Origin of the sequence: Lactobacillus sp. W8172 (assembly GCF_016102055.1) — a bacterium.
GTDB lineage: Bacteria > Bacillota > Bacilli > Lactobacillales > Lactobacillaceae > Lactobacillus > Lactobacillus apis_A.
Map to the genome: position 1 here is coordinate 37,226 of NZ_JACFPG010000001.1, position 21,698 is coordinate 58,923.

General features: G+C 36.7%; 20 protein-coding genes. 17 read left to right on the forward strand and 3 right to left on the reverse strand.

What is annotated here, in order from left to right; genetic code table 11:
* Window positions 1-68 precede the first annotated feature (68 nt).
* From H3R21_RS00180 to H3R21_RS00200, 5 genes are read left to right on the forward strand one after another with little or no spacing between them, the layout of a single operon-like run.
* On the forward strand, window positions 69-2,126 hold the full coding sequence (locus tag H3R21_RS00180) for a PBP1A family penicillin-binding protein (protein ID WP_198182293.1): 2,058 nt from the start codon (window positions 69-71) through the stop codon (window positions 2,124-2,126).
* Between the two features lie 16 nt (window positions 2,127-2,142).
* Window positions 2,143-2,493 (forward strand): YlbF family regulator, encoded by a 351-nt coding sequence (locus H3R21_RS00185; protein WP_046307319.1) that lies wholly within the window; start codon window positions 2,143-2,145, stop codon window positions 2,491-2,493.
* Window positions 2,494-2,501: 8 nt separating this feature from the next.
* Window positions 2,502-3,719, forward strand: a complete 1,218-nt coding sequence (locus tag H3R21_RS00190) for a DNA repair exonuclease (RefSeq protein ID WP_198182294.1) — start codon at window positions 2,502-2,504, stop codon at window positions 3,717-3,719.
* Window positions 3,700-6,195: an AAA family ATPase gene (locus H3R21_RS00195; RefSeq protein ID WP_198182295.1), complete on the forward strand. Its 2,496-nt coding sequence runs from the start codon at window positions 3,700-3,702 to the stop codon at window positions 6,193-6,195. Before H3R21_RS00190 ends, H3R21_RS00195 begins: the two co-directional genes overlap by 20 nt.
* A complete protein-coding gene (locus H3R21_RS00200) occupies window positions 6,195-7,172 on the forward strand; it encodes a 3'-5' exoribonuclease YhaM family protein (protein WP_046307314.1) in 978 nt (325 codons plus the stop codon). Before H3R21_RS00195 ends, H3R21_RS00200 begins: the two co-directional genes overlap by 1 nt.
* 43 nt (window positions 7,173-7,215) lie before the next feature.
* On the opposite strand, the gene H3R21_RS00205 is transcribed toward H3R21_RS00200, so the two are convergent.
* From H3R21_RS00205 to H3R21_RS00215, 3 genes are all read right to left on the reverse strand, one after another.
* The gene (locus tag H3R21_RS00205; protein WP_198182296.1) at window positions 7,216-8,115 is read right to left on the reverse strand and encodes a peptidylprolyl isomerase PrsA; all 900 of its coding nucleotides are present in this window, start codon (window positions 8,113-8,115) and stop codon (window positions 7,216-7,218) included.
* 126 nt (window positions 8,116-8,241) lie between these two features.
* Window positions 8,242-8,568, reverse strand: a complete 327-nt coding sequence (locus H3R21_RS00210; RefSeq protein WP_198182297.1) for a hypothetical protein — start codon at window positions 8,566-8,568, stop codon at window positions 8,242-8,244.
* Window positions 8,565-9,008 (reverse strand): HIT family protein, encoded by a 444-nt coding sequence (locus H3R21_RS00215; RefSeq protein WP_198182298.1) that lies wholly within the window; start codon window positions 9,006-9,008, stop codon window positions 8,565-8,567. Before H3R21_RS00215 ends, H3R21_RS00210 begins: the two co-directional genes overlap by 4 nt.
* A 90-nt stretch (window positions 9,009-9,098) precedes the next feature.
* On the opposite strand from H3R21_RS00215, the gene H3R21_RS00220 reads away from it, so the two are divergent.
* From H3R21_RS00220 to nrdR, 12 genes are all read left to right on the forward strand, one after another.
* The gene (locus tag H3R21_RS00220) at window positions 9,099-9,839 is read left to right on the forward strand and encodes an ABC transporter ATP-binding protein (RefSeq protein WP_109715660.1); all 741 of its coding nucleotides are present in this window, start codon (window positions 9,099-9,101) and stop codon (window positions 9,837-9,839) included.
* On the forward strand, window positions 9,832-11,031 hold the full coding sequence (locus H3R21_RS00225; protein WP_198182299.1) for an ABC transporter permease: 1,200 nt from the start codon (window positions 9,832-9,834) through the stop codon (window positions 11,029-11,031). The genes H3R21_RS00220 and H3R21_RS00225 overlap by 8 nt, the downstream gene beginning before the upstream one ends.
* 2 nt (window positions 11,032-11,033) lie before the next feature.
* A complete protein-coding gene (gene trmB, locus H3R21_RS00230) occupies window positions 11,034-11,693 on the forward strand; it encodes a tRNA (guanosine(46)-N7)-methyltransferase TrmB (RefSeq protein WP_198182300.1) in 660 nt (219 codons plus the stop codon).
* A 35-nt stretch (window positions 11,694-11,728) separates the two neighbouring features.
* Entirely contained in the window at window positions 11,729-12,049 is a 321-nt protein-coding gene (locus tag H3R21_RS00235; RefSeq protein WP_109715657.1) for a thioredoxin family protein, read from the forward strand.
* Window positions 12,050-12,070: 21 nt separating this feature from the next.
* Window positions 12,071-12,718 carry a YtpR family tRNA-binding protein gene (ytpR, locus tag H3R21_RS00240; protein ID WP_198182301.1) on the forward strand — a complete coding sequence of 216 codons (648 nt, stop codon included), beginning with the start codon at window positions 12,071-12,073 and terminating at the stop codon, window positions 12,716-12,718.
* A gap of 165 nt (window positions 12,719-12,883) precedes the next feature.
* Entirely contained in the window at window positions 12,884-14,194 is a 1,311-nt protein-coding gene (gene murC / locus H3R21_RS00245) for a UDP-N-acetylmuramate--L-alanine ligase (RefSeq protein WP_198182302.1), read from the forward strand.
* A gap of 95 nt (window positions 14,195-14,289) precedes the next feature.
* A complete protein-coding gene (locus H3R21_RS00250; RefSeq protein WP_198182303.1) occupies window positions 14,290-15,525 on the forward strand; it encodes an SLAP domain-containing protein in 1,236 nt (411 codons plus the stop codon).
* 151 nt (window positions 15,526-15,676) lie between these two features.
* Window positions 15,677-16,951: an SLAP domain-containing protein gene (locus tag H3R21_RS00255; RefSeq protein ID WP_198182304.1), complete on the forward strand. Its 1,275-nt coding sequence runs from the start codon at window positions 15,677-15,679 to the stop codon at window positions 16,949-16,951.
* Between the two features lie 159 nt (window positions 16,952-17,110).
* Window positions 17,111-19,786, forward strand: a complete 2,676-nt coding sequence (gene polA, locus H3R21_RS00260) for a DNA polymerase I (RefSeq protein WP_198182305.1) — start codon at window positions 17,111-17,113, stop codon at window positions 19,784-19,786.
* A gap of 12 nt (window positions 19,787-19,798) precedes the next feature.
* A complete protein-coding gene (mutM, locus tag H3R21_RS00265) occupies window positions 19,799-20,629 on the forward strand; it encodes a DNA-formamidopyrimidine glycosylase (protein WP_109715652.1) in 831 nt (276 codons plus the stop codon).
* Entirely contained in the window at window positions 20,626-21,228 is a 603-nt protein-coding gene (gene coaE / locus H3R21_RS00270; protein WP_109715651.1) for a dephospho-CoA kinase, read from the forward strand. The genes mutM and coaE overlap by 4 nt, the downstream gene beginning before the upstream one ends.
* 1 nt (window position 21,229) lies before the next feature.
* Entirely contained in the window at window positions 21,230-21,697 is a 468-nt protein-coding gene (gene nrdR, locus H3R21_RS00275) for a transcriptional regulator NrdR (protein ID WP_046307290.1), read from the forward strand.
* The last annotated feature ends 1 nt before the right edge of the window (window position 21,698 follow it).

Genomic DNA, 21,698 nt, shown 5'->3' on the forward strand with positions numbered 1-21,698 from the left:
TTCTTGAAAATAAAGGGAAGCCTTGTTAATATGATAAAATTTTAGTTGTTTCTAAAGGAGCAGATAAAATGGAAAATAATGAACCAAAGAAAAGTGGCTTAGCGGCCTTATGGTATCGCATTGATCACCGCTTTTATATCGGGCGCTGGATTATCTTAATCTTGCTCAGCATGACGCTTTTGGTTTGTACTTATTATACCGTCAAAGTTAAAACATCAAACATTTCAAATTTGAAGGCTTCATTGTCTACGACGACAGCTATTTATGATTATAAAGGTCAAAAAGCAGGAGCACTATATTCGCAAAAGGGAACTTTCGTAGAATATAACAAAATTTCGCCAAACGTAAAAAATGCTGTGATATCGACCGAAGACCGTACTTTCTGGAAAAATCCTGGCTTCAGTATCAAGGGAATGGGACGTGCGGCATTAGGACTGGTCGTCCACCATGGTCAAATTTCAGGTGGTGGTTCGACTTTAACGCAACAGCTAGCCAAAAATGCTTTACTGACACAGAGGCAAACTTTATCGCGAAAAATCGAAGAATTATTTTTTGCGGTTGAAATAACTCATGTATACTCTAAAAAAGATATTTTAACAATGTATCTTAATAATGCCTATTTTGGCAATGGGGTTTGGGGTGTCCAAGATGCCAGTAGAAAGTACTTTGGTAAAAACGCAAACGAGTTAACGGTCGGAGAAGGTGCAACCTTAGCAGGAATTTTACGTAATCCAAGTAATTATAACCCAATTGATCATATGAATTATTCTTTATCAAGACGGAATTTAGTCTTGGATTTAATGGTTGCAAACAACAAGTTGACTTCTTCCCAAGCTAAGATTGCAAAAAGTCAAAGCTTGGTTCTGCGTGATACTTATCACAACCAGGATGGCTACCGCTACCCGTACTTCTTTGATGCTGTTGTCGATGAAGCAATCAAACGCTACGGCTTAAAAGAAGAAGATGTTATGAATAAAGGCTTGCGTATTTACACGACGCTGAACCAAAATTACCAGGGACAACTGCAAGAAAAATTTAGCCAAGACTGGTTATTTCCTCAAGGTTCAACTGATGGAACTAAGACGCAAGGCGCTAGTGTGGTAATGGATCCAGGTACTGGAGCAGTCCGGGCGGTCATTGGCGGACGCGGCAAGCATGTCTTTCGTGGCTATAACCGAGCTACTCAAATGAAACGTCAGCCTGGCTCTTCAATCAAACCGCTTGTGAGCTACGCACCTGCATTACAACAAGGCTATCATTATGACTCTCAGCTTTCTAATAAGTTGCAGCGTTTTGGTAAAAATGGTTATGAGCCGCATAACGTTGATAACGGCTATTCAGATAAAATCCCAATGTATGTTGCTTTAGCCCAAAGTAAAAACGTACCAGCGGTTTGGTTACTAGACCGGATTGGTGTGTCCAAAGGGGTACAATCTGCAAATAATTTTGGCATTAAAGTTCCAAAAGAAGACCAAAACCTAGCTTTAGCCCTAGGTGGTTTATCAACCGGTGTATCTCCACTACAGATGGCACGAGCATATTCTGCTTTTGCCAATAAAGGTAATTTGCCGAATAATTCATATTTCATTACTAAAATTACTGATGCAAGTGGTAACGTAATTGCCGAAAATCATGATACTGGCAGACACCGGGTTATTTCTGAAAGCACAGCGCATGAAATGACAACAATGTTATTAGGTGTGTTTACCAATGGTACAGGAGCATCTGCTCAACCAGCTGGTTTTCGAGTTGCCGGGAAAACTGGTTCAACTGAGGTTCCAAATTCATACGGCTTTGGAACCAAGGATCAGTGGATTGTTGGTTATACACCAGACGTAGTTGTTGCAACTTGGGTTGGATATGATCGCACTAATAAGCAACATTTCATGCATGGTGTGTCAGAAACTGAAATCACTAGGCTATACAAGGCAGAGATGGAAGGAATACTTCCTTATACTGCCCAGAACCAATTTACCGAACAAGCTCCTAAGCAAATTATCCAAAATAATGGTACTGGATCGGATTGGACAAACGGGTTGAATGATAAAATTCAAAAAGGTATAGGGTCAGCGGGAGAAAAGCTAAATGAATGGTATAATAACCTAAAGGGTCTTTTTGACCGATGATTAGGAGGACTAAAAAATGGTGAATATTTTCGATACGACCAATCAATTAGCATCCGAACTGCAAGAAATTGATGAATTTAGTGGTTTGAAAGAAGCAATTGAAGGTGTTAAGAATAACGCAGAAAGTAATGCACTTTTCAAGGAAATGGACAAGGTGCAAAATGCGATTGTAATTGCCCAATCCAAAGGTGAAGACTTATCGCAAGAGCTTCAAGATGAATATAAAAACTTAAATGAAAAAGTACAACAAGATCCACAAATTTTGAACTTATTACAAGCAGAACAAGGTCTATATGGTACGATTGAAGAAGTACAGAAGATAATTACTCAGCCGATTAATGATCTGTATAAAGGTCTTAGAAATTAGTTAGACCAATGAAATTTATCCACTTAGCGGATGCGCATCTAGATAGTCCTTTTTTGGGGCTATCTTTTTTGCCATCTAAGAGCTCATTACAAATACATCAGGCACCCAATAAATCGTTCACCAAGATTGTTGACTTGGCTTTAAAAGAAGACGTTGACCTAGTATTGATTGCGGGTGATACATTCGATAGTGCGCGTCCTAACCCAAGTACGCAGATTTTTTTCGCTGAGCAAATTGAACGGCTAACTAAGGCACAAATTCAAGTAGTCATGATTTTTGGTAATCATGATCACATGGCAGAAGCTGATTTGCTCGTTCCCGAAAGCCAGTATTTCAAGTTGCTTGGCGACGAAGAGAAAATCGAGTCTATTACTTGTCAGACCAAGACGGGCTTTACTTATGATGTAACGGGTTTTTCTTATTTAAATAATCACATCACGGAAGATAAGGCGAGCCAATTTCCTAGTAAAGCAGCGCATTACACCTTCGGACTAATACATGCACAAGAAAAGACAAATCAAAGTGCCCAGGATGTTTATGCGCCTTTCAGCTTAACTGCTTTAAAAGACCTGAATTATGACTATTTTGCTTTAGGTCATATTCATCTTAGACAGGTTTTAGCTAAAGATCCGTGGATTGTATACTCTGGAAATATTCAAGGGCGCCACATTAACGAAACAGATAAAAAAGGCTGCTACTTGGGTGAAATTAATGAACAGACAAAGGAAACAACCATTCAGTTTGTTCAAACAGGTCCAATTGTGTGGCAGCAGCAAGTAATTAAGTTGAATTCTGAAGTTTCACAAACCGAATTGCAGAATCTAATTATCGATTCATTAAATCCAAATGAAACAACTTACTTTTGTCTGCAAATAAGCGGAGCGGAGTATTTAAATGATAAAGAGCGTGAGCTGATTCAGAAAAATGATTTTTGGCGCATGATTTCCAATCAATTAGATTATGATTCTCAATTAGTAGACGTTCGTCTTTCGGCGAATAGTCAGCTAAAAATCGCTGAAAGTGATCTTGCCTTTTTTAATCGAGCAGAAAAAGAGCTTTTTGCTACAGATGAATTTACTGAATTAAGTAAAGACTGGGCCAAAAAAGATGAACTCTCAAATCAACTGGAAAATGCTCCAGATTTTCTAAAGGAAGTGAAGGAACTGGCCGAGGTTAAACTGAATAGCAAGCTGAAAGGAATTAGCGATGAAGTTAAAGAAAATTAAAATTGTCAATTTTGGGCAGTTTTCTAATGTTACCTTTGACCTGTCCAGTCCTAAACTCAACGTTTTCTATGGTACGAACGAAGCTGGTAAAAGTACGGTAGTTGCCTTTATTAAGCAGATTATGTTTGGCTTTCATTTAAAAAAACAGAGTTCAACTTTTTTTGAAGATTACACACCTTTAGCGCGGGTCAGTCCGATGGGGGGCTCTTTATTTTTTGAAAACAATCAAGGAGATCTCTTTGAACTTGAGCGCTTATATGCTGGCGGTAAAGGACTTAAAGGAGGCACATTAACGGTAAAACTAAACGAGCAGATTGTTCCAGAAAGCGTCTTTTTCGAAGAAATCAAAAATATTGATGGCGACTTTTATGCGGATAGTTTTATTTTTAATCAAGACATGCTTGCTAAAGTCGAGAAAATTCAACAAACTGACCTCTTGGAACGAATCTATTATTTGGGAGCCTCAAACAGTGACCAGTTAATCGATTTAAGAGATGACTTTGCTAAAAAAGCTTCCGAAATCTTCAAAAAGATGGGGAGTAACCCGCCACTTAATGTTCTTTTTAACAAATTAAGGGATCAGCGAATTAAGGTTGATGAAGCTGAAAACGAGTTTAATGATTATCGTACTTTGAGTGAGCAAGAAAAAACACAAGCAAGTGCACTAAGAGATCAGGAGCAAGCTCTTCAAAAACTTCAGAGTGAGCAAGAGCAATTACGTCAACTGCAAAATCAGGTTCCTAACTACCGCAAGCTAATCGAACTAGAGCAAGAAGTGGAACAAGTTGAATTTGATCCAGAAAAATATCAAGCTGCGCAAAGACTCGATTTAGAAGCTAAAAATCTTCAAAAAGAGCAAAGTGAGCTAGAACAGCAACTCGCCAACTTTTCGTCTAATGATGAAAATCAGATTCCTTTGAAGTTGTTGGTACAAAAAAAGCCTGAAATATTGCAATGGCGCGCAGAAGACCGTGATTGCCAGCAGGACTTTCAGCAAGTTAGTCAGCAGCAGGAACAATTACTCACTTTAAATCCAGACTTGCATCAAATCACCAATTTAACTCAAGTAGATATTATTCAATTACAAAATGATTTTGAAAAATTGCCAGCTTCTGAAGACAATACCTCTAGTTCTGAAAATGCTGTTGGTAAATACGCTACGATTGGTTCAGGCTTAATCTTTGTTATCGGCATAATTCTGTTAGTTGCATCATCACCTCTAATCGGTGGTTTTGTCATGTTAATTGGCCTAGTCGGAGCTTGTTGGGGCATTGGCAAACAAAAGCAAGAAAAGCGTGTGCTCAACCAACAGGCTAAACAGGCGAAGCTGATTAAGGAACAAAGAATTACATTTTCACATAAGTATGGTCTTAATCCTGATCAGCTTGATCTTCATAGTTTGGTCAATGAATGGCGTCAATACCAAATGCTTGAGCAAAAAAAGCAGAATGATTTGCAGCATGAACGCGAGCTTAACGAGCAACTTGCAAAAATTGCAATGAAAATCAGTGCCACACTCGATCGCTCAATTGAACCTAGTTTTGAGGCCGTTATAGCTTCATTAGATGAACTTGAGAATCGGTTAGCGAACTCGCGGCACATAGCAGATCAAAGAATTGATCTGCAAAAGCGGCTGGCAAAAACTCAAGCTAAGTTGCATGATCTGAATTTACGGTTAAAGACGGCATTTGCTCAGGCACAGGTTCAAGATATGGCTGAATACCAGGTTTTGCAGGCTAAGAGTACTCGACAAGCGGAACTTAAAACTAAGATTTCTCTTTTGAAAGATAATCTTGGCGAAAATCTAGCTGAGATTAAACAGCTTCAAGAAAGTGATCAACTTGCCAAAAAGCTTGAAACAGTCCAAATTAAAATTGACCAAAAGCAAGAAGTAATCAAGGAATTGCAGACTAAAGATGCCGAAATAAAGGTAAAAATGACCAATTTGGCGAATTCAAATGCCGTTTTCGCAGCTAAACAAGAATTAGCTAATACAGAAACTGAATTTAGGAATTTAAGTATTGAATATCTAGCTAATTTAGCTGTTTCAAAGTGGATTTCACGCGCTTTAGACCTCGCTTCAAATGAACGGTTCCCTAAAATGTTAAAGACAGCAAAAGAATATTTGCGACTATTAACAAATAATCGGTATAATAGTCTTAATATTGATAAGAAATTAACAGTTACTAGATTCGATGGTAAAAAGATTAAAGTACAATATTTGTCACGCGGCACATCTGAGCAGCTTTATTTTGCACTCAAGTTGGCTTTTGTTGAACAAATTAAAGATCAGATTAACTTGCCAATTTTAATTGACGACTCTTTTGTAAACTTTGATGATCAAAGAGTAAATCAAATTAAGCAGTTGTTGGGCCAGGTATCCGAGAATAATCAAGTACTTATTTTTACCGCACAAGCTGGATTAGTTGAAAAGTTACAGCTTAAGCCGCTAACTTTTACGAAAGGAACCGAGTAATGTATAAACACTTACTGGACTACAATGATGGCGAAGAATTAGAGGCGATTGTCTTAATTAAGAATTCCCAGTTAAGACATACTCAGAAGGGTAAATTATATTTGGCATTGTCTTTTGGTGATGCTTCTGGTGAAATTCGTGGAAATTATTGGGATGCAACTAATCAAGATGCTGCAACCTATAGTAGTGGCACAATCGTTGAATTGGACGGTAAGCGCGAAGAATATCAGGGACAGCCACAAATTAAGATTTATGGTTTGCGTGTGGTAGGACCTGAAGAGGGCTATGATCTAAATCAATTTGTTAAATCGGCGCCAGAAGAAATTTCTTCAATGAAAGATGAAATTAATCAGTATGTGTTTGAAATCCTAAATCCAACTTGGAATAGAATTGTGCGCTATTTATTGAAAAAATGGGACAAGCGCTTTTTTGATTATCCAGCAGGCAAGAGCAATCACCATGCGGTACGTGGCGGTCTGGCATACCATACATTGTCAATGCTAAGGGATGCTAAAGCAATTGCCGATAACTATTCACAAGTTGACCGTTCTCTCTTATACGCTGGCTGCATTTTACATGATATGGGTAAAGTTTTGGAATTGTCTGGTCCAGTGGCAACCCAATATACTACGGAAGGTAACTTGATTGGGCATTTAGTTTTAATTGATGAGCAAATAATGCTTGCTGCAAGAGAACTAAATTTTGATCTTGAATCAGAAGACGTTTTGTTGTTACGCCACATGGTATTGTCGCACCACGGTAAATTTGAATATGGGTCACCAAAATTGCCAGCTTTATTAGAAGCTGAGTTATTACACAGAATTGATGACCTGGATGCATCGCTTTATGCAATAACAAACGCGCTGCAAAATACACGTCCTGGTAACTTTACAGATAACATTATGAGCCAAGGAGGAAGACGCTTTTATCGGCCGAAGAATGATGAGGCGTTGACGAAGTTTAAAAAATTAGAGTAAAAAAAGAAGTTCATTAGAAAATGAACTTCTTTTTTATTGCTTTTTATTTCTTAGAGTCTGAAGTAGAAACGTAAGATGATAAGACGTTCTTCAGGTCGTTATCCTTAATTGAAACATCAGCCTTCTTTAGAACAGTTGAAATAACACTACGCATTGTTTCCTGATCTTGGGACATTGAACGATAAATTTCATCATCAATTTCCTTCTTGTGAGAAGCAAATGTACCCTTATCTGGGTGTTTAATCATTCTAATTACGTGGTAACCAGATTGAGATTTAACTGGGCTACTAGTAGTTTCGCCAGTCTTAAGTTTAAATGCTGCTTTCTTGAATGCAGGATCTAAAGTTGCATCAGTTGAATCAAATGCAGGAAGCTTACCTTCATCAGCCTTAGTACCAGGGTCTAATGAGTACTTCTTAACTAAGCTTTTGAAGCTCTTACCATTCTTTAATTCTTTAATGATGGTGTCAGCCTGTGATTTCTTAGAAACCAAGATGTGTTGAACAGTAACCTTAGGTTGATATTCTTTCCAAGCCTTGTCTTCCTGACTCTTGGAAATTTTCTTAACATCTTTTAATGCAGCTTCACTGAGTAAATTGGTCTTCAAGTTTTGTTTGAAACTTGAAACTGTCATACCGTTTTGTTGTAAAACAGCACTAAATTGAGAACCATATTGCTTTTTGTAGCTGTTGAATTGTTTATCAACTTGTTTCTTAGAAACTTTACTACCATATTGTTGCTCTAAAACATGGTTAATAATCATGTTTGCAAGAGTAGTTTGACCCGCTTGTGATTTCTTCATTTCATCGTAGTAATCATTTTGGGTAATCTTGCCACCCTTATAGGAAGCAACTGTTTTACCACCGTTAGAACAAGCAGTGGTTGATAGCGCAATACCAGCTACAGCAGCTACTGTAGCTAATTTTTTAATATATTTTTTCATAAAATATTTCTCCACATCCTTAATTAAATAAGTCACCGACAATTAATATAACATAAACTCGCAGAACAAGTTTTTAAATTTACAGAATTCATTCAAAAAACAAACTTTCTTTAACAATTTTTAGAATTATTTGTTCTTTGAAGTACTTTGAACTAGTTTATCAAGTTCTTGCTGTAAACTATCAACTATGCGAGAAACACTAAGTTGGTAATACTCAATCTCTTTTTCTACTTCAGTCAATCCCTGCTTAGCAATCGGTGTTGCATCTTTTAATTCTTGTTGAGCCGTTTTTAAATCAGCGATGGCATTAGTCAGACTCGTAACATCATCTTTAACACCATTAAATTGCTTTTGAACCGGTTTAGCTAAACGATTGCCATTTTTATCTTCAAAAAGAGAGAGGACCATCCCGAATCCTGCACCTACGGCAAGTCCTAGGCTAAAATGTTTCATTTTTTCTCCTTAAAATTGTGCTTTATCTGATCAGCAATCTTTTGATAGTCGTCAGGAGTGTATTTATCTTCATTATTCCGGGTGGCAAGTTTTAAGCCATCGCCTTCAAAACGGGGAATGAAGTGAATATGTGAGTGCATTACAACTTGACTAGCACTTTCACCATTATTGGTGGTAACGTTCATTCCAGTAATCTTAGGATCAAATTTCTTAATTGCATTGGCAATTGCCGGAATATACTTTAAGTACTTTTCTGCATCTTCGGCAGTATAATCAAATAAGTTTGTGAGATGCTTTTTGGGCACCATTAAGGTATGTCCTGGATTAACCTGTGATAAATCTAAAAAAGCTTTAACGTCATCATTTTCGAAAACGGTATAACTAGGAACTTCACCACGAATAATTTTGCAAAATAAACAGTCTTTATCTAATTCATCCATTTTTAAACCTCTTGATTTTGAAATTTAGTTTCCATTAATATCATGCTATCATATAAAATAAGTAAATTCACTAAAAGAAAGATAGGAATTATGGTTCTAAAAATAGAGCATTTGACTGGTGGCTACACTGGTGTGCCAGTCATTAACGATATTAATATTGAAATCAAACCAGGAGAAGCATTAGGCATTATTGGACTTAATGGTGCTGGAAAATCTACTACAATTAAACATATTTTAGGATTGTTACGTCCGCAAAAAGGGAAAATTAGTTTAAATGGAATAGAATTAACTAAACAACCAACTGAATTTAAGCGACAAATTGCTTATATTCCGGAGATACCAGTTTTATATCCTGAACTGACCTTAAAAGAGCATCTAGATTTAACAATTTTAAGCTATCAACTGGATGAAGATAAGGCTTGGCAAAGAGCGAATAAGCTGTTAACGATGTTCAGGTTGGAGGACAAGCTAGAGTGGTTACCAATTCATTTCTCCAAAGGGATGAAGCAAAAGGTGATGATCGTCACTGCGTTTCTAGCAGACACGCCACTTTTAGTGATTGACGAGCCATTTACTGGTCTGGACCCACTTGCTGTAGCTAATTTAATTGAACTGATTAAAGCAGCGATAAGTGACGGTAAAATGATTTTGATGTCGACTCATATCCTAGCTGATGCAGAGCAAGCAATTTCAAATTATGCGGTATTAAACAATGGGGTAATTGATGTTGTAGGTAATCTGACTGAGATTAGGCAGCATTATGGTCTAAACGATAGCGATTCTTTCGACAAGATTTACCAAATCTTAAATCAGGAGCAACGTCATGCGTGAGTTAGCTCAAAAAAGATTACGCAAAAATTTACAGCAGTCGCTTAAGTACCTGGTGCTAGTTTTTAATGATTTCTTTATTCTGGCCCTGATTTTTCTATTCGGCGCCTTAATGTTTTGGTACGCCCAGAGTATGAAAAAGATGCCAACCGGATTATGGTTTTACCGCCCGCTAGTTGGAGTAATTATTTGGTTGCCCTTAATTTCTGGAAAACTAGTAACTTTACTAGAGCCAGCTGATTTACATTTTCTCTTACCGCAGGATAAGCAAATGCGTGACTATTTAAAACCAATGCTAAATTATAGCTTGATTGTACCCACAATTATTTTGGTACTTATTGCGGGAATCTTGTTTCCCTTCGCGACACTTAAAGCTGAAATATCTCCAGTAGCATATGTTGTACTTGCAGTAGTAGTTTTATTGGCAAAAGTTCTTCAGTTGAAATTAGAAGAATATAATTTATATTCGAGTCATAAGCTTTCATTGCCACTACTTAGCTTGCTACTGTTACTTGGCTTAATTTGCAGTGCCACTTGGACAATTTGTAGCTATATAGCTGTCATCTTGATTTTAGGTGCGCTTTTTATGCTTGCACAAAAGCAAAAAAATGTTGCTTTATTTGATTGGCAATATGCGGTTAACCAAGAACAAGGTAGAAAAAATCGTGTTTATAGTGCCTTTAGCATGTTTACTGATGTAAAAGAAAAGAAAATCAGTATAAAGCGGCGTAAATGTTTAGACTTTTTGCTACCAAAATCTTTGGCAAAAGAAGAACCAAATAAATTCCTATACCGTCGTTCTTTGTTGCGTAACCCGGAATACCTTAATTTACTGGTAAGAATGACTGCATTTGCAATTTTAATCTCATGGCTAGTTCAGAACTGGCTTTGGGCGTTTGGTTTGTCATGCTTAGTTATTTTTCTGACCGTTTACCAGTTATTACCTTTGGTATCTGAATTTGATGATAACGTTATGTATCGAATTTATCCGATTGAACGTGAAAAAAGGGGCCAAGATTTAGTAGCAGTACTTAAATTAGCGCTAGGCCTGCAATGGCTTATTATTAGCTTATCTTGGCTAATTATCTTACCAATTAATTTGCAGCTAGCTGAGGCAATCCTCGGTCTATTAATTTTTAGTATAATTATTTTGTGGTTGTATTTACCAATCAAAATCAAGAAAAGGAAGATTTAAAAGTGAGATTACGGAATAAGCCGTGGGCAGTTAAATTGGTGCAAGAGCATCCAGAAAGTGTATTAGACCGTCCTGATCCTGAAAAACAGATTGATTGGTCACAGCGTTTTGCAGACTGTTCCAGACCGTTGGAAATTGAAGTTGGTTCAGGCAAGGGACATTTTATTACCACTTTGGCTGAACAAAATCCTGATAAGAATTTTGTTGCACTTGAACTGCAAGTGACAGCTGCCGGAATGATTTTGCGAACCAAACTTGAAAAGAAGCTGGATAACTTACAAATTTTATGTGCTGATGCAGCTGACATTACGGCATTTTTCGCTGCAAATAGCGCTGATACACTATACTTAAACTTCAGCGATCCATGGCCTAAAACAAAACATGAAAAACGGCGCTTAACTTATAAAACCTTTTTAGAAAAATATAAAAAGATTTTGAAGCCTGAAGGTCAAATTGAGTTTAAGACTGATAACTCAGGATTATTCTCATATTCAGTCGCTAGCATGAACAATTATGGCATGCATTTTGACTTCGTTTCTGTTGATCTTCATCATGAAAATGAGGAGATTGTAGCAAAAAACATTGAAACTGAGTATGAGCACAAATTTGCTGCTAAAGGTAATCCAATTTACGCTCTTCATGCAGATTTTGGAGTAGAATAGATTAGATATTTATCTAGATGAGTGAGGCTAATAAGATGGAACAGATTAAAGAATTAAACAAAGAAAAATTATCAGAGATAACTAGAAGTGGCCGAGTAGTTTTAGAATTTTCAGCTGATTGGTGCCCTGATTGCCACTTTTTAGATCCATTTTTACCTGAAATTGAACAAGACTTTTCTGAAAGTAAGTTTTACCAAATTGACCGTGATGGTTCAATTGATGTGGCTAAAGAGTTAAATATTATGGGAATACCATCATTTGTGGTCTACCAAGATGGCGAAGAAATTGGTAGACTAGTTAATAAGGATCGTAAAACCAAAGACCAAGTTGAAGACTTTTTGCGGTCATTGGACTAAGTGAAAGAGGATTGAATTTTGATGATTACTAGTATTAATAAACATAGCTATCCCAATACTTTGATTGTTATTTTAGGCCAAGATCAAGGTAAGAGTGAATATGAAGAAAAAGGTGATATTACTCGTATCACTGATGAAAAAGGGAACGTCACTGGCTTCAACTTTTTCAACGTTGATAAAGTTATTGACTACGATAAGTTACCAGACGGTCAAGTTAAATTATCCGATGCAGATTTAAGTGCATTGAATAAAGCATTAGCAGATGCCGGTTTTGCTGAGGGACTTGCATATGGTAAACCAACATTGGTTTATGGCTATGTTAAGACTTGTGATAAGCACCCTGATTCTGATCATTTACATGTCATTACAGTTGAAGTTGGTAATGGCGAAGAACATCAAATTGTTTGTGGCGCTCCTAATATTGCTCAAGGACAAAAGGTAGTTGTTGCCTTACCAGGAACTTTAATGCCTAACGGACAAATGATTTGGCCTGGTGAATTACGTCATGTTGACTCATACGGAATGATTTGTTCAGCACGCGAATTAGGCCTTGAACATGCTCCAGAAAAACGTGGCATCATGGTTTTACCAGATGATTTTCAAGTTGGAGACGAATTTGATGCTGCTAAATGTGATGAATTATTAGCTAGCGGTAAAATCAGCCTATAAATAAACATAAACTTCACGGTTAACGTGAAGTTTTTTTATGGTTAAAAACGTACAGCGGTAATTTGAAATTTATTTTTATAATTAACTGTTTATTTGAATTCTGCTCTTTTTACTGCAACAATGGTAAAATAATAAACGATGAAAAATAGATTTTGGAGCTAAGATATGTTAGACAAGAACAAGCAAATTTGGTTTATTGGAATTAAGGGAACAGGAATGGCTGCCCTAGCATTATTACTTAATGATCTAGGTTATGAAGTGAGCGGTAGTGATATTGAAAAATATACATTCACGCAGGAACCACTCACAAAAGCTGGGATTAGAATTGCTCCTTTTAGTGCTGACAATATCAAAACTGAAGGTCAAGTAATTGTTAAAGGGAATGCGTTCAAAAACGATAATGTTGAAGTTAAGGCTTGTGAGGACAAAGGGATTAGCTGGCAAAGCTATCCTGATACGGTTGAAGAAGTTGTTGCGATGCATACAAGTATTGGTGTGGCAGGAACTCATGGCAAGACCTCAACAACTGGAATTCTTGCTCGCGTAATGAGCGAAGCAGCGCCAACTTCATATCTAATTGGAGATGGTGAAGGAAAAGGAATCAAGAATTCACGCTTTTTTGTCTACGAAGCTGACGAATATCGCCGTCACTTTTTGGCCTACCATCCTGACTATCAGATTATGACAAATATTGATTTTGATCATCCTGACTACTTTAAGGATCAAGCAGATTATACTTCTGCTTTTCAAACCGCTGCTGATCAGACAAAAAAGGGTTTATTCGTTTGGGGTGGAAATGAACGTTTACGTGAACTCAAAACAGCAGTCCCTAAATATACTTACGGGTTTGAAGCTAATGATGATTTTCAAGCAGTAGACGTCAAGCGAACAACAGAAGGCTCCACCTTCAGTGTTTTGGATCACGGTCAAATGATTGGTGAATTCACAATTCACTTGTTTGGCGATCATAATATTTTGAATGCAACAGCTGTTATTGCTGTTGCTCACACAGAGAAGATACCTTTGGAAGATATCAAGCAAGGGCTCCTTACGTATCAAGGTGCTAAACGTCGCTTTTCCGAAAAGGATTTTGGCGATATTAATATTATCGATGACTATGCTCACCACCCAACTGAAATGCGGGCAACGATTCAAGCAGCTAGACAGAAGTTTCCTGATAAGAGACTTGTAGTTGTCTTCCAACCGCATACTTTTTCGCGAACTAAAAAGTATGCACATGATTTTGAAGAAATTTTAAGAGGAGTTGATAAAGCATACGTTACCCCAATTTATGCTTCCGCCAGAGAAGCAAGTGGCGACATCTCGAGTGAGGATCTAGTAGCTAAGATTCCCGGGTCCGAAGTAATCAACCTCGACAACATTGCTGACCTGGCCCAAAATAAAGACAGTGTGATTGTCTTTATGGGCGCAGGTGATATTCAAAAATATGAAGATGCTTTGGAAAAATTAATTTAATTAAAAAATGGCTGTTACTTATTAGGTAATGGTCATTTTTATTTATTAAAGTCGTAAATAGTATTTAGGACTATAATTGATAATGAGGTGATATTATGAAGTTAAAGAAAAGAATTGCATTAGGTGCCATAGCAAGCGTTTTGGCGTTAGGATCTTTTGCAACAGTACGTCAAGCAAATGAAGTGTTTGCAGCAACGACAACTACGAATACAATGAAATTAGTGCATGGCGCTTACGTTTATAATAAAAATGGTAAACGACTCAAGAGATTTCAGGGCAGTAGATACAAGACTCATTTGTATAAAGGAGCAACTGTAAAGTTTGCTGATAAACTTGAATCAATCGAGCCCAATACTAAGCAGTACTTCCTTTTAGATGATGATAATTATCACCAAACATGGTTACCATATACTAAGATTGGCAAAAGCTATTATTACAATATAGGTTCTGGTGGTTATATTAATGCGGCCAATGTTGGCCAGATTAATCAAAAACCGCTTTATACTGCTGAAGCAACCGTTAAGGTAAAAACTCCTAATTCTTTTCCTGTTGGTCGCGGAAAAGACAGCATGATGATCAAGAATAAGCAAAATATCAAGGTAGATCGTACCACGTTAAAGCAGGAGGATCCATCTGCAGTTCCTTCTTACCGCATTAGTGGTACAAAGACTGGCTTTTTAGCAAAATCAGTTGTAGTAACGCCACCAAGACAGAAATTACTGACTTTTAGTGGTTACACCTATGTTTTAATTAATGACAGTATCAATACTTTTAACAATAAAGGTGAAGTTAGAGAAAATCAACAGCCACCATTTGAAGCCTATAGACCTTTTGGTAAAGGTGATAAACTACCAGTAGATGAATTACTTTATATTTGGTTACCAAAAGAAAATAAGGCGGAGTTATTTTATCATTTGCTAGGTGATTCAGGTATGGGTGATATTGTTTACGTGGACAATTCTAAGGATAATTTGAGCTATCTTAAAGCAGATGACTGTAAATATATCGGTGGCCCATACTTTACGCCAGTTAATACGCCTGAGCAGGCTAAAGCTGATACCCGGCTAGCAACAAATACTGAAAAATCAGACTTGCAGAAACTAATTGATCAAGAAAATGTAGTTAAGAATTCAGAATCTTACAAGGAATTTAAACATGACGGTTATGATGCAGCGTTAGCAACTGCCAAAAAGCTCGTTGCCTCAGATACTGCAACTGTAATGGAAGTCAAACAAGCAACCTTTGTCCTAAAAGGACAGCAAGAAAAAGAATTGAAGTCGCCTGACGAACTTAGTCTTCTAGATTATGTAACCGATACGAAGCCATATTAGGTGTTGATTTAATAGTTTTTATTAAGCATTAGAAATTCTGTAGTTAATTTATGAACCAAACTAAAAATTTTAGTTTGGTTTTTTCTTTATTAATTTTATTTTTCAGCTAAAATAGAGATTAAAATTTTTAAAAAAGTAGTTTGAGGTAATTATGAATTTACAAAAAAAGATGCTTAAAGGCGCAGTAGCTGGAATGATAACGCTTGGGCTTGTAAGCCGGTTAGCAAGTTTTAACGCTGCAACTGTTAAAGCAGCAACAGACAATAACAGTCTCGAATTAGCGCATAATGCCTATATTTTTAATCAAAAGGGTAAAAGGATTAAAAATTATCATGGGCAAAAGAATAATGCATATTTGAAAAAGGGCACGAGTATAAACTTTTCTGGTTCTATTAAAGAAGTTGAACCTAACACTAAAAAGTTCTATTTGTTAAATGAAGATCGTGAAAAGCAATCTTGGTTACCATATAAGATGATTAAGGGCCAATGCTATTACAAACTTAGCTCCGGTGGATATGTTAAAGCAAACAATGTTTATCGAATTGCTGGCCATCCCTTATATACTGATCAAGCAACTGTTAAAATTGCCAATTTAAAAAAGAACGAATCATACAAAATCGGTGTTGGTAAAGACAGCATTAACTTAAAAAATGGTAAAACCTACCAAGTTGACCGTGTGACTGGTATGTCAGGTCAATCCGGTCTTTCGGTTGAATATCGTGTTCGCGGAACTAAGACTGCCTTTATTCCAGAAACCAAAATAAAGGCTAAACCTAAGCAACAATTGCAAACTTATACGCAAGCTAGTTACATTATATTTACCCAAAAAGCTGGAACTTATAATGTGGATGGTTCAGCTCGTCCTACAACTGATCCTAACGCAACTTTTGCTGCCTATGATGTTTATCCAGTTGAAAGTGCAACTTATTTGTGGAATGCTAATGACAATAAGGCAGAACTATTTTACTTGTTAAAGGATTCCTGGAACGAGCCTCGTTTTTATTCATTAGCTAATTATCACGCACAAGATTTTACTGGTTTAGTTTATGTTAAGGCAGATACAACTGAATATGAATCAGGTCCAGCTTTAAAACCAACTAACACACCTGAGCAGGCTCAAAAAGATGCTAAGATAGCAGTCAAAGAAGACAAACAGGAATTACAAGATTTAGTAGATCAAGAAAACATTACGCCATACCAAAGCTCGTCTTTGAGTAATCTTGAAAATCGCTTTAATGCTGCACTGAAGTTAGCTAAAACGACACTAAGTTCTGATAAGGCAACAATTGCAGAAGTCAAAGCTGCAAAAGCAATCTTGGTTAAGACCCAAAATGATTTATCTCATTATGATAAGTCACAAGCAGAAAGTGATGCTATTTTAGGCGCTACTACACCATATATTATATGGATCAGTACAATGAACTAAATAGAAAACAACAAAAAAGACTGAGTTTTCAGTCTTTTTTGTTGTTCAAAATTAATAAGTTAAGTAAATTGCAAGATAGATCTGTATTGTGCCAGAAAAAAGGAAAAACTGGTAAAATGATTAATGAATACTAGACTAGTTTAACTGTGAGGAGATCTAATGGCTAACCAAAAACTACTTTTAATTGATGGTAATTCTGTTGCCTTTCGCGCTTTTTATGCATTATACCGTCAGCTTGAGAACTTCAGAAATCCTGAGGGATTACATACTAATGCCATTTATACATTTAAAAACATGCTTGATGTCTTACTTAACGATGTTAAGCCTGACCATGTTTTAGTTGCTTTTGATGCGGGCAAAACTACTTTTAGAAATAACATGTACGAAGATTATAAGGGTGGACGTCAGAAAACTCCAGGCGAATTGTCCGAGCAATTACCGTATATTCAAGAATTGCTGCATGACTTAGGTATATCGACCTACGAGCTGGAAAACTATGAAGCGGATGATATCATCGGTACTTTTTCTAGAATCGGTGAAAAAAATGGTTTCGATGTAACAATTGTGACTGGTGATAAAGATTTAACCCAATTAGCTACTGAAAAGACTACGGTCATGGTGACTAAGTCAGGTGTGATGAACTTAGAGGCTTACACACCGGAACACATGAAAGAAGTTAATGGTGTTACACCAACTGAATTTATCGATATGAAAGCATTGATGGGCGACAATTCCGATAATTATCCTGGAGTAACCAAGGTGGGTCCCAAAAAGGCTTCGCAATTGGTCCAAGAATATGGTTCAGTTGAAAATCTTTATGATCATATCGACGAAATGAAGCAGTCAAAATTAAAAGAAAACCTGCTAAACGATAAAGACAAGGCTCTTTTGGGTAAAAAACTTGCTACTATTGATTGTCAAACTCCAGTTACGATTGGAATTGATAATATTAAGCGTAAGGATGTCGACTACCCAAAATTACGACGTTTTTATGAAAAAATGAATTTCAGAAAGTTTTTAAGTGAACTTGATCCTAGCGCTGCAGATTCAGAAAATCAAAATGATGAAAATGAAAAAGTTTTGATGGAATATACGGAATTGACAAAGGATAATTTGGCAAAAGTTGACGCTAAAGAAGGCGACACCATTGTCTTTTACTTAGGGATGCTCGGACCTAATTATCATTTAGCTGATTTCGTTGGTTTTGCAGTTAAAATTGCTGGTCAAATTTATGTCAGTCGCGATGTTGACCTATTAAAAGAGCAAAATTTGCAACATCTGTTAGAAGATGAAAAAATCAAAAAGGATGTTTTTGATTTAAAACGTACGACAGTTGGACTTAACCGACTTGGAATTCATGCACATGGAATCGATTATGATATGCTCCTTGCTTCATACTTGATTAACAATGAAAATAATTCGGATGACATGGCTGAAGTTTGCCGGATGTATGGTAATAATTCGGTTAGAAGTGATTTGGACGTCTACGGAAAAGGAAAAAGTGAACAAATCCCTGAAGATGATAAGGTTTTGTTTAATCACCTTGCAACCAAGGCTGAAGCAATCGAAAGCTTGAAGGAAACCTTACTTGCTAAACTTAAGGAGCATGAACAGGATGATCTTTTTGCTAGCGTCGAGATTCCCGTTGCGCGCGTTTTGGCAAAGATGGAAATTAATGGTATCAAGGTATTACCTGATACATTGACCCAATTGCAAGATGAGTTTGCTGGTGAATTGTCCAAAATGGAGAAGGAAATTTATGAAGAAGCTGGCGAAGAGTTCAATATTAATTCGCCAAAACAGCTTGGCCATATCCTGTTTGAAAAAATGGGCCTTAAGCCAATCAAAAAGACTAAAACTGGCTATTCGACTTCAGTTGATGTTTTAAATCAGCTTAAGGATGAGAATCCAATTATTGAAAAGATTCTTTCTTATCGTCAAATTGCAAAAATCCAGTCAACTTATGTTAATGGCTTGCTCGATGTCATTCAAAAAGACGGACGTGTACACACGCGCTATTTGCAAACTTTGACCGCAACAGGACGTCTTTCTTCAGTGGATCCTAACTTACAAAATATTCCAACTAGGACAGAGGAAGGAAAGCAGATTAGAAAAGCGTTCGTTCCTAGTCAACCTGATGGTTATATTTTCTCTTGTGACTATTCACAAATTGAATTGCGGGTTTTAGCTCAGGTTTCAGGTGACGAGCAGATGCAAGAAGCATTTAGAACGGGTTACGATATCCACGCTCATACTGCAATGAGAATTTTTCACTTAAAGTCAACCGATGAAGTAACACCATTAATGCGTCGCCGTGCAAAGGCAGTTAACTTTGGTATTGTTTATGGTATTTCAGATTATGGTTTGTCCAAAAACTTAAATATTAGTCGTAAGCAGGCAAAAGAATTTATTGATAACTACTTTGAACAATATCCACAAATTAAAGATTATATGGATAAAGCAGTGAAAGTTGCGCGTGAAAAAGGTTATGCGGAAACTATTATGCATAGACGTCGGTACCTTCCTGACATTCATGCGAAGAATTTCAATGTCCGTTCTTTTGCGGAAAGAACTGCAATCAACTCACCAATTCAAGGATCTGCCGCAGACATTATTAAAATTGCAATGATTAATATGCAGCAAAAGTTAGATGAAATGCACTTGAAGACTAAGATGGTTGTCCAGGTTCACGATGAATTGATTTTTGATGTTCCAAAAGATGAGCTTGAAACAATTAAGAAGATTGTGCCTGAAGTAATGCAATCAGCAGTTAGATTAGATATTCCTTTAGTTGCTGATTCAGGTTATGGTCACAACTGGTTTGATGCCAAATAAGGAGTATAAGTAATGCCAGAAATGCCAGAGGTTGAGACGGTACGTCGTACCTTATTACCACTGATTAAAGGAAAAACAATAAAAAAAGTTACGTTGTGGTACCCCAAAATTATTGCCAGTGATCCGCAAGAATTTGAACAGCAATTAGTTAATAAGAAAATAGAAACGATTGATCGCTATGCCAAGTACTTGTTGATTAGGTTGAGTGGGAATTTGACGGTAGTTTCTCATTTGCGCATGGAAGGCAAGTATCGCTTAGTTAAAGAAAATACGAAAAAAGATAAGCATGATCATGTTCAGTTTGTTTTTACCGATGGCTCAGCTTTGAGATATAACGATGTTCGTAAATTCGGTAGAATGCAGTTAGTTAAAACTGGAACGGAAAAAGAAGTAACTGGTATCAGTAAACTGGGACCAGAACCTAATTCCCCCGATTTTACAGTTGCTGCTTTTACTAGGGGACTTGCGCGCAAGAAAAAGAGTATTAAGAATACGCTTCTTGATCAGTCAGTGGTTGCCGGACTAGGTAATATCTATGTTGATGAAGTTTTATGGGAAACCAAAATTCATCCTTTAAGTATGGCCAATGCTCTTCCCAAAACAAAAATCAAGCAGCTTCACGATAACATTAATTCTTTAATTGAATTAGCGATTGAAGAACGAGGAACTACGGTTCATACATACCTTGATGCTAATGGAAAAACCGGTGGTTTTCAGGAAATGCTCAAAGTTTATGGTCATAAGGGAGAGCCATGCGTTCGTTGTGACACACCATTAGAAAAAATAAAAGTTTCGGGCCGAGGGACTACATTTTGTCCCCACTGTCAGGTAATTTATAAATGACTTTAGTACTTGGCTTAACAGGTGGAATTGCAAGTGGAAAAAGCACGGCAGATGCTTTTTTCCTTAAGCGCAATTTACCTGTTATTGACAGCGATGTGATTGCACATGACATTTTAAATATTGGTCAGTTAGGCTATAAAAAAGTGATTAGTTACTTTGGCCAAGATATTTTAAATTCTGATCGTACACTTAATCGCAAAAAGTTAGGACAAATTGTTTTTAATGATCAAAGTAAGTTAAATGTGCTTAACCAGATAACACATCCATTGATTTTTAGCGAAATTGAAGATAAAATTACGCAAAATAAACTTTTAAAGAAACCAGTAGTTATTGTAGATGCACCTTTGCTATTTGAAACTAAAGTAAAAGATTATTGCGATAAAACCTTGTTAATTGCGGTTCCAGAGGAGTTGCAATTGCAGCGATTAATGACACGTGATCGCCTAAATAAAACTGAGGCTTTAAATAGAATAAAAACACAGATGCCACTATCGCAAAAGGAAAAATTAGCAGATTATGTCATCACAAATACTGGTACAATAAAAGAGCTAGAAACTAAATTAGCAAACCTGCTATGTGAACTAAAAGAGGAGGACTAAGATGGAATGTCCTAATTGTCGGCAAAATGCCTCACGTGTAATCGATTCGCGTCCAAGTGATGAAAATCGCGCAATTAGACGCAGAAGAGAATGTGAAAACTGTGGCTTTCGCTTTACTACTTTTGAGCGAATTGAAACAACGCCATTATTAGTAATTAAGAATGATAATACTAGAGAGCCGTTTAATCGTAAAAAGATTCTGCATGGTGTAATGGCAGCTGGACAAAAGCGTCCAATTACCAGTGCACAATTTGAAGAACTAGTTGATCACGTTGAAAACAAGGTTAGACAGCAAGGTGTAAGTGAAATATCTTCGAAAAAAATTGGTCAGTTGGTAATGGATGAATTAGCTGAACTAGATGATGTTGCTTATATTCGTTTTGCGTCGATTTATCGCGAATTTAAAGATATGTCGAGTTTTATGAAGACAATGGAGGATATGATTGCTAAAAGAGAGAAAGGAAATTAGA